This is a genomic window from Salipiger sp. PrR003, assembly GCF_010500785.1.
In the GTDB taxonomy this organism is placed as follows: domain Bacteria; phylum Pseudomonadota; class Alphaproteobacteria; order Rhodobacterales; family Rhodobacteraceae; genus Salipiger; species Salipiger pacificus_A.
On sequence record NZ_JAAGOV010000024.1, the window covers coordinates 107,391 to 119,503 of the forward strand.

General features: G+C 68.5%; 13 protein-coding genes. 4 read left to right on the forward strand and 9 right to left on the reverse strand.

The features are described 5' to 3' along the window. Positions 1-16: 16 nt before the first annotated feature. Positions 17-970 carry a DMT family transporter gene (locus G0D83_RS02590; protein WP_164189236.1) on the forward strand — a complete coding sequence of 318 codons (954 nt, stop codon included), beginning with the start codon at positions 17-19 and terminating at the stop codon, positions 968-970. Positions 971-997: 27 nt separating this feature from the next. After that, positions 998-1,738: a class I SAM-dependent methyltransferase gene (locus G0D83_RS02595; protein WP_235957997.1), complete on the forward strand. Its 741-nt coding sequence runs from the start codon at positions 998-1,000 to the stop codon at positions 1,736-1,738. Positions 1,739-1,762: 24 nt separating this feature from the next. Here G0D83_RS02595 and G0D83_RS02600 read toward each other — a convergent pair whose 3' ends face one another. Together G0D83_RS02600 and G0D83_RS02605 are read right to left on the reverse strand one after the other, a co-directional pair. Then, entirely contained in the window at positions 1,763-2,944 is a 1,182-nt protein-coding gene (locus G0D83_RS02600; RefSeq protein ID WP_370457140.1) for a M20 aminoacylase family protein, read from the reverse strand. Positions 2,945-3,051: 107 nt separating this feature from the next. Further along, the gene (locus G0D83_RS02605) at positions 3,052-4,104 is read right to left on the reverse strand and encodes an FAD-binding oxidoreductase (RefSeq protein ID WP_164189238.1); all 1,053 of its coding nucleotides are present in this window, start codon (positions 4,102-4,104) and stop codon (positions 3,052-3,054) included. 51 nt (positions 4,105-4,155) lie between these two features. Between G0D83_RS02605 and mnmD the strand changes: the two genes are divergently transcribed. Next, entirely contained in the window at positions 4,156-4,824 is a 669-nt protein-coding gene (gene mnmD, locus G0D83_RS02610; protein ID WP_164189240.1) for a tRNA (5-methylaminomethyl-2-thiouridine)(34)-methyltransferase MnmD, read from the forward strand. After that, positions 4,824-5,696 carry a DMT family transporter gene (locus G0D83_RS02615; RefSeq protein WP_164189242.1) on the forward strand — a complete coding sequence of 291 codons (873 nt, stop codon included), beginning with the start codon at positions 4,824-4,826 and terminating at the stop codon, positions 5,694-5,696. Before mnmD ends, G0D83_RS02615 begins: the two co-directional genes overlap by 1 nt. 19 nt (positions 5,697-5,715) lie before the next feature. On the opposite strand, the gene G0D83_RS02620 is transcribed toward G0D83_RS02615, so the two are convergent. The 7 genes from G0D83_RS02620 to G0D83_RS02650 all read right to left on the reverse strand — a co-directional run bounded on the left by G0D83_RS02620 (position 5,716) and on the right by G0D83_RS02650 (position 12,023). Further along, positions 5,716-7,083, reverse strand: coding sequence for a cytosine deaminase (locus tag G0D83_RS02620; protein ID WP_164189244.1), 1,368 nt, complete (start codon positions 7,081-7,083; stop codon positions 5,716-5,718). Positions 7,084-7,112: 29 nt separating this feature from the next. Continuing rightward, the gene (locus G0D83_RS02625) at positions 7,113-8,009 is read right to left on the reverse strand and encodes a LysR family transcriptional regulator (protein WP_164189246.1); all 897 of its coding nucleotides are present in this window, start codon (positions 8,007-8,009) and stop codon (positions 7,113-7,115) included. 85 nt (positions 8,010-8,094) lie between these two features. Next, on the reverse strand, positions 8,095-9,096 hold the full coding sequence (locus G0D83_RS02630; RefSeq protein WP_164189248.1) for an isopenicillin N synthase family oxygenase: 1,002 nt from the start codon (positions 9,094-9,096) through the stop codon (positions 8,095-8,097). Between the two features lie 134 nt (positions 9,097-9,230). Next, a complete protein-coding gene (locus tag G0D83_RS02635) occupies positions 9,231-10,049 on the reverse strand; it encodes an ABC transporter permease (protein ID WP_203595155.1) in 819 nt (272 codons plus the stop codon). Then, on the reverse strand, positions 10,049-10,825 hold the full coding sequence (locus G0D83_RS02640; protein ID WP_108969016.1) for an ABC transporter ATP-binding protein: 777 nt from the start codon (positions 10,823-10,825) through the stop codon (positions 10,049-10,051). The genes G0D83_RS02635 and G0D83_RS02640 overlap by 1 nt, the downstream gene beginning before the upstream one ends. Continuing rightward, positions 10,825-11,820, reverse strand: a complete 996-nt coding sequence (locus G0D83_RS02645) for an ABC transporter substrate-binding protein (RefSeq protein WP_164189250.1) — start codon at positions 11,818-11,820, stop codon at positions 10,825-10,827. Before G0D83_RS02645 ends, G0D83_RS02640 begins: the two co-directional genes overlap by 1 nt. Before the next feature lie 14 nt (positions 11,821-11,834). Continuing rightward, positions 11,835-12,023: a hypothetical protein gene (locus G0D83_RS02650; RefSeq protein WP_164189252.1), complete on the reverse strand. Its 189-nt coding sequence runs from the start codon at positions 12,021-12,023 to the stop codon at positions 11,835-11,837. Between the last annotated feature and the right edge of the window lie 90 nt (positions 12,024-12,113).

Consider the following 12,113-nt stretch of genomic DNA (forward strand, 5'->3'; position numbering starts at 1 on the left):
TGCGCATGGCATGCGGATGCAAACGACAAACGCCCCCCACGCCGCGCCGACGGCCGCCCTGCACGTCGACCGCCCCCTGCTCGGGGCGCTGCTCATGCTCGGCTTCTGCGCCACGGCGCCGCTGATCGACGTCGGCTCGAAGCTCGCCACCCGCAGCCTGCCCGTTGCCGAGATCACCGTAGCGCGGTTCGTCGTACAGGGCGCGCTCATGCTGGCGCTGGCGCTGGTCCTGCGCATCCGCCTGCGGCTGACCCGGCGCGAACTGCTGCTCACGATTGCCCGCGCAGCGCTGTCGCTGGTCGCCACCATCGCCTTTGTCGGTGCGATGGTGCGCATGCCCATCGCCGATGCGCTGGCGATCGGCCAGATTGAGCCCTTCGTGCTGATGTTCCTCGGCTGGGCGCTGCTGGGAGAGAGCGTCGGGCCGCGCCGGATCCTCGCCTCCATCGTCGGCTTCGGCGGCGCGCTTCTGGTGGTCCAGCCCGGGCTGGCGAACCATGGCCTGTCGGCCATCCTGCCGCTCATCACCGCGGTGTCCTTCGCCGGCTACATGCTGGTCACGCGGCAGCTGCGGAGCCTGGCGCCGGTGGCGCAGCAGGCCACCACGGCGATTGCCGCGGTGATCCTTGGCGCGCCCTTCATGTGGCTGCTGCCCGAGAGCCTCGGCGGCGGCGCGGTCTGGCCGCAGGGCGCGGCCTGGGGCTTTCTTGGCGGCATGGGCCTTGCGGCGACCCTGGCGCATATCTTCCTGACCTACGCGCTGCGGCTCGCCCCCTCGGCGCTGATCGCGCCCTTGGGCTATCTCGAGCTGGCCTCGGCGACGCTGCTGGGATGGCTGGTGTTCGGCGACTTCCCCGCTGCTATGGTCTGGGCGGGCATCGCGCTGATCGTCGGCTCGGGGCTCTACCTGATCCACCGCGAGCGGCTGGCTCACCGGCGCCCGCAGACCCCGGCGGTGCCGCCGGCCTGACGGGCCGGGGCTGCGTGGCGGCTTGACTTGCGCCGAATTTTGGACGCAAGGGAGGCGCAGGGCGCCCTGCGCGCCGCCCCTGCTGGAACCCATCAGACCGTGTCCACCAACCCCTATGAACTGGCCGGGTTTTACGACTCCGCCATCGCCGCAGGCCGGCACCGCGCCATCGTCGGCGGCCGCTGGGATGAGACCGGGCGGATCGAGATGTCGATCCTCCAAAATGCCGGCCTGCTGCCGCATCACCACCTGCTCGATATCGGCGCCGGGGCGCTGCGGCTCGGCTGCAAGGCCGTGCCCTATCTCGAGCCCGGCCACTACTGGGCCACGGATGCCTCTCGCGAGATCCTGCTGGCGGGGCACAGGGCCGAGCTCGAGGTTCCGGCGCGGCTCGATCCGGCGCAGCTGATCGAGGATGCGCGCTTCGACTTTCCGGGGGTGCCGAGCAGCATCACCCATGCCATCGCCTTCGCGGTCTTCCCGCATCTGCCCATGGCCTATGTGCGGCGCGCGCTGACCAACTTGCGCCGGTTCGAGCGGCTTGAGAGCTTTCTCTTCACTGTCTTTCTCGCGCCGGACCCGGTGAGCGCGATGCAGCCCTACCGCCAGCCCGACGGGGTGGTGACCCATGACATCCGCGCGCCCTACCACGTCCTCGCCGAGGACGTGGAGCACCTGGCGCAGGGCAGCGGATGGAGGGTCACGCGCAGCGCGGTCATGCTGCCGCGCGGACAGGTGCTCTTCACCGCGCGCCCCCTCGGGGGCTGATGCGGCGAAGGCGCGGCGCGTCTTTCAGGCGGCCAGTTCGCGGGCGACCAGTTCAACCCAGTAGCGCATCCCCGGAAGGATCGCGTCATCGTTGAAGTCGTAGGCAGCGTTGTGCAACTCGGCGCTGTCGCCGTTGCCGTAGAGGACCATGGCCCCGGGGCGCGCCTCGAGCATGTAGGAGAAGTCCTCCGAGCCCATCGCCTGCGCGCAGTCGCCGTCGACATTCTCGGCGCCTGCGACCGCCGCCGCGGCGGCCAGCGCCACCGCCGTTTTCGCCGCGTCATTCGCTGTCACCGGGTAGCCCGGCCGCCAGTCGAGCGTGGCCTCGCAGCCGAACTGCTCGGCGCCGGACGTCAGCATGCGGCGCAGACGCGCCTCGATCTCGGCGCGGGTTGTCGAGTTCATCGTGCGGATCGTACCGCCAAAGACCGCCGTGTCGGGGATCACGTTGAGCGCGCCGGCCGAGCCCGCGTCGAGATAGGTGATCGACACCACCACCTGGTCGAAAGGATCGGAAAAGCGCGACACCAGCGTTTGTGCCGAGGCAATGAGATGCGCCGCCGCCACCACCGGGTCGATCGACTTGGTCGGCGCCGAGGCATGGCCGCCGCGCCCGGTGACGGTGACGACGAAGCGGTCGGCCCCTGCCATCATCGGGCCGGGCCGCGTGGCGAACTGGCCGACCGGCAGACCCGGATCGTTGTGCATGGCGTAGACCGCGCCGATCCCGAACCGATCAATCAGACCCTCCTCGATCATCGCGCGCGCCCCCGCGCCGCCCTCTTCGGCGGGCTGGAAGATCAGCGCGACGGTGCCGGCGAAGTCGCGTGTCTGGCAGAGGTACTGCGCAGCGGCGAGCAGCGTCGCCGTATGCCCGTCGTGGCCGCAAGCGTGCATCATGCCGGGCACCTTCGAGGCGTAGGGAAGGTTGGTCTTCTCGTCCATCGGCAGCGCATCCATGTCGGCGCGCAGACCGATCACCGGGCCGTCGCCCTTGGCGCCCTTGATCAGCGCCACGATGCCGGTCTTGGCGATGCCGGTCTCGATCTCGTCGACGCCGAAGCCCATCAGCTTCTCTTCCACGAAAGCGGCGGTCTTGTGCAGCTCGTAGAGCAGTTCCGGCTGCTGGTGGAGGTGTTGTCGCCAGTCTTTCGCGTCTCTTGCGATGCGGGCCATGTCTTCGGGCATGTCTGGTGCGTGACTCACGCGGGTCTCTCCTGTTGTGCCGATCCGGCGGCGCCCTGCGCGCTTGGCCTAGGGGAATGCCGGAGTCCGCGCCAAGCTTGCAGACGCGCGCGGCGAGTCCAAGCTGTTCAGAGCGAATCTTCGACCCGGAACCCCTCGGGGATGGCATCATGCCCGTCGAGCAGCAGATCGGCCATGACCTGCGCCACCTTGGGACCCATGCCGAAGCCGATCTTGAAGCCGCCGTTGGCGATAAAATGCCCCTCGCGCCCCGGCCAGGCACCGAGCATCGGCGCGCGGCTGCGCGCACGCGGGCGTACCCCGGCCCAGCGTTCTATCACCTCGGCGCCCTGCAGCGCGGGCACCGCCAGCGCCGCCCGGGCAATGAGCGCCTCGCATTGATCGTCCGTGGCGCTGGGATCGTCGAAGTCCCGCTCCGAGGTCGAGCCGACCGCCACGGTGCCATCCGCGTGCGGCACGACATGCAGCCCCTCGGCGTAGATCTGCGGCACCTCTCCCGCATCATAGCGCAGGCTCACCGACTGGCCCTTCACGCCGGTACCGACGTTCTTTCCGAGCGCCTCCGACAGCTCTTTCAAACCGCGCCAGCCGGTGGCCCAGAGCACCTGCCCCGCGTCCTCGGCCTCGGGCTGCACCTCGACCCCGCGCGCCGCGAGCGCCGCGACCAGCGCGGCGCAGGCCCGGCGCGGGTTCATCCGCGCGGTCAGCGTGTCGCGCACCAGCAGGCCCGAGGCGCTGACCGGCGCCCAACTTCCGGCCTCTGCCGCGGGGATCACCTCCCAGACGGCGTTGTCCTCCCAGAGCGCGCGCGCGGTGCCCTCGCGCCCGTGCGCCAGCGCCACCGCCTTGTCGTCTGCCAGCGGCTGCAGCCGCCCAAGCCGCCCGTACCCCGAGGAGACACCGCCCGCCGCCTCGACTCCGGACCAGAACTCTCCGGCCATCAGCAGGCTGTCGAACTGGAAAGCCTTCTTCGGGTTCCAGGTCTCGGGCACATGCGGGGCCAGAGCGCCGACCTGCCCTCCGCTCGATCCCGAGCCAGCGCCAAAGGGGTCCACGACCTGCACCGCCGCGCCGCGCAGCGCGCAGGCCCAGGCAATCGACAGGCCAAAAATGCCCGCCCCGCGCACCGTCACATCCACGCTCTTCTGGCTGCTTGCCATTCCGCCGACTCCGCTTCATGTAGGATCACAGTTCTAGGACAGGACCGCAGGATGAGCCAGCCCGACACCCCGGAGTGGCGCGACGGAGACGTGCCTGTCTCGCCGCGCTTCGACGATCCCTATTATTCGCTGGAAAACGGCCTGTCGGAGACCCGGCACACCTTCCACGCGGGCAACGATCTGCCGGCGCGGCTGCGGGACGGGTTCCACGTGGCCGAACTCGGCTTCGGCACAGGGCTGAACCTGCTGGCCACGCTGGCGCTCTGGCGCGCCGAGGGCATCGACGGGCAGCTTCATTTCACCACCTTCGAGGCCTTTCCGCTTGCCGCCGAGGACATGCTGCGGGCGCAGGCGGCCTTTCCCGAGCTGTCAGGGATCGCCGCCGAGCTGGCACCTTTCTGGCAACGCGATGCGCGCGAGATCACCCTGCCCGACCTGCAATTCACCATGATCGTGGGGGACGCAAGAGAAACCCTGCCCGCGTGGCAGGAGCTGGCCGACGCCTGGTTCCTCGACGGTTTCTCCCCGGCCAAGAACCCGGAGCTCTGGGGGCCCGAGCTGATGGCAGAGGTTGCTCGCCACACCGCCCCCGGCGGCAGCGCCGCCACCTATACCGCCGCGGGTCACGTGCGGCGGGCGCTGGCCGAGGCGGGCTTCGAGGTCGAGCGTCGCCCGGGCCACGGGCGCAAACGCCACATGACCGTCGCAAGGAAACCCTGATGGCCCAGCAGAACACGCGCCTCGGCATCTGGCTGATGGTGCTCACCACCTTCATCTTCGCCATGCAGGACGGGCTGTCGCGGCACCTGTCGGAGGCCACCAATGTCTACATGGTCACGATGGTGCGCTACTGGTTCTTCGCCGTCTTCGTTCTGACGCTGGCGGCGCGCAGCAAGGGCGGGCTCAAAGCCGCGGCGAAGAGCGGCCAGCCCTTCGTGCAGGCCTTCCGCGGCGTGCTGCTGGTGGTCGAGATCTGCGTCATGGTCTCGGCCTTCGTCCACCTCGGCCTGGTCGAGAGCCATGCGGTCTTCGCCTGTTACCCGCTGCTCATCGCCGCCCTTTCCGGACCGGTGCTGGGTGAGCGGGTCGGCTGGCGGCGCTGGACCGCGATCGGCATCGGCTTTGTCGGCATCCTCATCATCCTGCAACCCTCGGGCGGGGTGTTCTCGCCGCTGGCGGCAATCCCGCTGGTGGCGGCGCTGATGTTCGCCCTCTACGGGCTGCTCACCCGCCGCGTCGCCCGCAGCGACAGCGCCGCGACCTCCTTCTTCTGGACCGGTGTCGTTGGGGTGGCAACGGCGACGCTGATCGGCATGTGGTTCTGGGAGCCGATGAGCCTGCCCGACTGGGGAATGATGGCGCTGCTCTGCCTGACCGGGGCGACTGGCCATTACACATTGATCAAATGCTACGAGGTGGCCGAGGCCTCGGCGGTTCAGCCCTTCGCCTATCTTCAGCTGGTCTTCGCGGCGGCGCTGGGGATCGTGGTCTTCGGAGAGACGCTGCGGCCGAACGTGGCGCTCGGCACGGCGATCATCGTCTGCGCCGGGATCTTCACGCTGATCCGGGCGCGCAGGGCCGAGCAGCGCTGAGCCACCCGGCCCGCGCAAGTCAGGCCGGCTCTGGCTCCGCCTCGGAACGGGCCAGGTGCAGCGCTTCGTAGGATGGCGGGCGGATATCCAACACCCGCCCCTCACGCACCAGCAGCCGGTCGGACTGAGGCCGGGCGATGATCTGGTCGAGGCTCCAGGCATCAAGCACCATGAAATCGGCCCGGCGCCCGGCGCCGAGGCTGCCCGCCTCGAACCCGCAGATCGCCGCCGGAGCCCTCCCCGCCAGACCCGCACTGTCCCCGAACGGATGGTCGAGATGGCAGATCCGCACCGCCTCGCGCCAGGTGTCGAGCATGTCGTGATCGCCGTAGGCGTAGAAGGGATCGCGGCAATTGTCTCCGGCCACCGCCACCGGCACCCCGGCGGCACGCAGCTCGTGGATCGGCATCACCCCGCGCCAGCGCGGCGTGCGGCCCGGCACGCGGTCCTGAAGGTACATGTTGACCGTCGGCAGGGTGATCAGCGAGAGCCCCGCCGCCTTCACCAGCGCGATGGTGGCGTGCATCTCGGGCTCGGGCAGACGCGCGAGCGAGCAGCAATGGCCGCAGGTCACCCGCCCCTCGTAGCCATGGCGGATCGCGGCGCGGGCCACGTGCGGGAGGGCATCCGCTTCGGCGGCCTCGTCGACGTGCAGGTCAAGGTCGAGGTCGCGCTCCTTGGCCAGGGTGAAGACCCGGTCGAGAAGAGCCTCGATGTCATCAAGCGCACCATGGGTGCCGCCGGACGGGCGGGTCACCCCGCCGAGCAGCCCGCCGTGCTCGGCCACGATGTCGGCAAGGCGCACCGCGTAGTCCGTGCCCCAGGCATCGAAGGGCACCAGCGCCGAGGCTTGCAGCGCGACCCGCCCCTTCCAGGCCTCGCGGATTTCGGCAAAGGCGCCCCAGACGGTTTCGCCCTGCCCCTCGTGGCTGTCGAGATGGGTGCGGATCGCGGCGACGCCATGCGCCTCTGCGCAGGAGAGCCCGAAGTCCATGCGGTGGATCAGGTCGTCGTGCCGCCAATGGGCGATGCGGTCACGGGTCGTGGCCTCGCGCGCGCCGGGATGGGTGCCGCCGGAGCTGGGCGCGCGGCCCATCACGTGACCCTTGTCGAGATGGGTGTGGGCGTCGACCAGCATCGGCCAGACGTGCCGTCCTTCAAGGCTCAGGCGCGGCGCATCCGCAGCGATCCCGCCCGGCGCCGCGACAGCAGCGATGCGCCCGGCGCGGATCAGCAGATCGACACGCGCGGTGCCGTCGGCGTCCACCGGGGCCCCGACGGGCGCACCCTCGGTCAACAGCGCGGCGGGGCAGCGCAACTGGGTGAGCAGCAGGTCTCCGCCTGCCGCGAACGCCTCTTCGAGGCGGCGGTGCATCTTGGTGGTCATCTCAGGTCTTTCCGTAGCTTGTCGGGGGCTCAGCTTTCGCCCTGCCCGAAGTGGTCCTTGATCGCCTGCATGAAGCCGTCCGCCGCCGAGCTGACCGCCCCGCGGCTGCGGTGCACGAGGCTGAGCCGCTGCCGTCCGGCGGCGGCCATCAGCGGCAGGAAGGCAAGATCGCCGTCGCGCAACTCCTGGTCGACGTCGACGCGGTTGAGAAAGGTCACATGCGGCGGGCGGCGCACGAGGCGCTTCATCATCTCGGTCGAGTTGGTTTCCACCACCGGCCGAAGATCGGCATTGGCCGGGGCGAGGTTCTCGATCAGCGGCCGCAGCGACAGCTGCTGCGAGGCCAGCACCAGCGGGTAGATCAGGCAGTCGGCGACGCGCACGTTCGGCTTGGCCGTGAGCGGGTGACCCGGCGCCACCACCGCGCCAAGCCGGTGCTGGAAGACGGCCGAGAGCTGCATGCGGTTGTCCTCGGGCAGGTTGTAGCCAAGGCCGATCTCGGCCTCGCCCGAAGCCACCATCTCCATCAGCTCGGAACGGTTGCAGACGGTGACCTTCAGCTCGACCCGCGGATGACGCTCGCAATACTCGGCCACCACGTCGCCAAGCCGACCGGCGGCGAGCGTCGCCATGGTGGCGACGGTAACCTCGCCGTGCGACAGGCCCTTCAACGCATGGATGCGCGCCTGCAGGCGGTCGTGGCCCTTCAGCGTCTCGCGGATATGGGCAATGAGCAGCTCGCCCGGGGCGGTCAGCTTCAACCCGCGAGGCAGGCGCTCGAAGATCGGTACGCCGAAGTCGGCCTCGACCTCGAGGACCTGCCGGTTGACCGCGGAGGCGGCGACATTCAACTCGCGCGCCGCCTTGCGGATGGAGCCCTGACGGGCGACCTCGTCGATGTAGCGCAGAGCGCGTCCGTGCAGCATGGACCTTCCAAAGCTGGGTCTGGCAGGGTTCTGCGCCCTGCCCTTTGTCGTGATGGTGTCACCCGAACGGCCCATGCTCAACGCCTTACTTCTTGGCGGCCTGGCTGGCGGCGAAGTTGGCATTGATGCGCATGGTCAGGTAGTCGCCCGCGGTGATCGGCTCGTACTTGCCCAAGGGACCCTGCATGACCGCGTCGCGGTTGGCCTGGCAGAAGAACGGCAGCGACAGGCGGCGGCCCTTGTACTCGCCCTCATAGGGCATGCGCACCCGGTGCAGCGTCGACTGCAGCTGATCGTCCGACCAGCGCATCAGCATGTCGCCGATATTGCAGGTGATGTAGCCGCGGCGCGGCGGCACGTCGGTCCAGGCATTGGAGCCCGCGTCCTTGCCCGGGCAGACCTGCAGCCCGCCCTCGCCTTCCTTCTGGTGCAGGATGGTGAGGCAGTCGAAGTCCGAATGCGCCCCGGCGCGCCAGGCCTTGAAGTCCTCTGGCTTGGCGTCTTCCATCGACATGTAGTGGATGAGCCGCAGCGTCGACTGGTACTGGTCCGACTCAGGGTCATGCGCATGGGTGAAGAAATCTTCGGCAAAGCCCATCTTAAGCGCAAAGCACGACAGGATCCGCATGCCCAGCTCCCAGTTCTGGCGCTCGAACTTCAGCGCGCGTTCCTTGAATCGGGGAAGCTCTTCCTCGGTCGGCCACTTGCCCTGCATCAGCGGGCGGGTGACCTGATAGCTTTCCTTGTTGTCGGGCGTGCCGGTGGAGGGGCGCACCTGCGCCTTGAATTCCCAACCGGCGTTGGTGCCCTTCGGCATCGGGTATTGCGCCTTCACCTCGGTCGGCAGCTCGAAGAACTCCCAGGCGGTGTCGAAGGCGGCGTCGATGTCTTGCTCGGGGATGCCGTGGTTGTAGACCTGGAAGAAGCCGATGCCCGTGGCGGCGTCCCAGAGGGCGTCGGCGATCTCGTGCTTGCGGGTGTCGAAGTCGGACAGATCGATGGCAGGGACGTCACGCTCGATGGTGCTGCCCATGCCGCCGATGGTGGTTTCCTTGTTCAGCTCGGCAAGATCGTAGTTGGTGCTCATTGCGGTCTCCAAAGTAGGGTGCCGGAAGGTCCGGCAGGGTGGGGAGCAATGTCCGGGCCGTGGCCTGACTGCTTCTACTCCGGGGGAAGGCACCGGGCGGCGGGCCGCCCAATGCGAAAGAGGTGCGCGAGGTCTCAACGCTTGCGCGGCAGGCTCCAGGGGAAGAGCAGCTTCTGCGCCCAGCTCACCGCCTGGAACAAGGCCAGTGACATGGCGGCGAGGACGAAGAGCCCGGCCCAGGCCTGCGGCAGCTTGAACATCGAGGTCGAGAACTGGATGAAGTAGCCGACGCCTGCGTCCGAGGCGCAGAACTCGGCCACAACCGCGCCGATCACCGCCAGCGTCACCGAGATCTTCAGCGCCGAGAAGATGTAGGGCACGGCGAAAGGCAGCCGGATCTGGGTGATTTCTCGAAAGACCGGGGCGCGCAGGCTCCGCGACAGCTCGATGAGTTCAGGCGGCGTGGCGGCAAGCCCGGTGGCGGTGGAGACCACCATCGGGAAGAAGCAGATCAGCGTGGTGATGACGATGCGCGGCGCATCCCCGGCCCCCAGAACCACGATGATGATCGGCGCGATGGCGACGACCGGCGTGGATTGCACGATAACCAACAGCGGGTAGAGCGTGCGGTTCAGCGCCGGCGAGCGCACCAGCGCGATAGCCAGAGGAATGGCGATGGCGATGGCCAGCGCGAAGCCCAGCAGCGCGACCCGCAGCGTTGCCCAGACGTGGCCGGCCCAGCGTTCCGCGCCGATGCTGGGGAAGGTCGAGAAGATCGAGCTCGGAGCCGGCAGCAGGTAGCTGGGGATATTCAGCGAGCGCGCGGCAAGCTCCCAGAGCGCGACTGTGCCGAGGATGGTGAGGATCGCGGCGACGCCCGGCGCGGCGAGGATGCGCCGTAGATCGGGGCGTTTGCTTTCGGGCTTGGAAAAATCTGGCATCGAAAGGCTCATCAGGCGGCATCCCTTTGCAGCAGCAGGTCGCGCAGGTGGGCGGCAATCTCGGTGACCGCCGGATCCTTGATCGTCTCGCGGCCACGCGGGCGGGCAACCGGCACCGGCAGCTCGGTCAGCACCGAACCGGGGCGACCGGTCATGACCAACACGCGGTCGGCGAGGAGCGCCGCCTCGCTGACGGAATGGGTGATGAAGACCACGGTCTTCGGGCGCTCGCCGAAGATGCGCAGCAGGTCGAAGCCCATTTCCTCGCGGGTCAGCGCATCGAGCGCCGAGAAGGGCTCGTCCATCAGCAGGATATCGGGGTCCATGTGCAGCGCGCGGGCGATCCCGACGCGCTGCTGCATGCCGCCGGACAGCTCGTCTGGCAGGCGCTTGCCAAATCCCTCGAGCCCGACCATGCGCAGCAGGTCCTGCGCCCGGTCGCGGTCGTGGCGGCCCACCCGTCCACGCTTGTGGCGGACGGGGAACAGCACGTTGTCTTCAATCGTGGCCCAGGGCAGCAGCGTCGGCTTCTGGAAGACGATGCCGATGTCCTCGCGCGGGCCGGTGACCCGCCGCCCGAACACCTCGACCGTGCCCGAAGTCGGTTCGAGCAACCCGGCGATCATGCGCAGCAAGGTGGACTTGCCGCAGCCCGAGGGGCCAAGCACGGCGAGAAACTCATGCCGGGCGACCTCGAAGCTGACGTTGCGCAGGGCCTCCACCCGGCCGGAGCCGGTCTCGAAGACCTGGCCCAGCCGGTCGAAACGAATGGCGGCGGGGGTTTCCATCAGCCTTCCCCGCCGGGCAGGAAATCGCGGGTCACGAAGACCTCGGGGTTCTGTGCCGCCCCGTCCAGTCCCTGCGCCTGCGACACGCGGTTCCATGTGGCGGCAAGCCGTCCCGGCTCGAAGACGCCGAGCCCGTCGGCCTCGGTCACCTCGTTGTACACCAGCGCCAGCATGTCGTTGAGCGAGCCGAGCACGTCGCCATGCTCCAGCTCCGGCACCATGTTGACCACGGATTGCGCGGCGTCTTCCGGGTTGGTCCTGCAGAACTCGATCGACTTCTTGAAGGCGGCGACGAAGCGCGCGGCGACGTCGGGACGTTCGGCGAGGAAGGCATCGTTGGCATTCAGCGACGCGGAGTAGAGTTCCAGGCCAGCAGCCGACCAGGGCAGCGCGATGATCTCCTTGCCCGCGTCCTTGCCCTGGCCCTGATAGCGCGAGAGGTCGGTCATCCAGGCGACGATGCCGTCGACCTGCCCGGTCATCAGCATCGGCCCGAGCGCGCCGGCGTCGGCTTTGGTCAGCTCGAAGTCGGCCTCGCTCAGGCCCACGTCCTTCAGCACCAGCGGGAGGTAGACGTTGGAAGAGGTGAAGGGCGACGTGGCGATCTTCTTACCTTTTGCGTCGGCGACGCTGTCGAAGCCGCTGTCCTTGACCGTGTAGAAGGCATGCGGTCCCTTGTTGAACACCGACATCACCGAGGTCACCCCGACGCCTTCCTGTGCCTTGGCGGCCATCAGCGCGCCGATGTCGGCCATGCCGATGTCGGACGAACCCGCCGCAAGGCGCGAGATCGCATCCGACGAGCCTCGGCCCGAGGCGATGGTGACGTCGAGGCCCGCATCCGCGCAGAAGCCCTGGTCGACGCAGACGTATATGGGCGCCTTGTCGCCCCCCGGAAGCCAGTCGAGCTGGTACGTGACCGGGTCCCCGGCAAGCGCGGTGGTCGCGCTGAGCGCGAGCCCGAGGGCCGTGAGCGTGGTGGACTTGGACAACATGTGGAGGTCTCTCCCTAGTGTGCTGATTTGTTGGACAGTTGCAGGTGGTCGATCTCGGCCTTGCCGATGCCCTCGGCGCGCATCCGGTCGCGGGCACAGCGCCGCCGTTCCGGATCCGCGCACATCAGGCAGGCCCGGCATTGGTGCGTCGCGAGATCCTTTGTTTCTATTTTATCTTTTTTAGCCCGGTAGTTGCTGGTCATATCTGGCCTCGTCAGAGTCGGAACTTCTGGCGAGCAATGTCCAGGATTTGGTCCAGACCGCTTCTACTCGTGGCCTCATTTATGGAACGC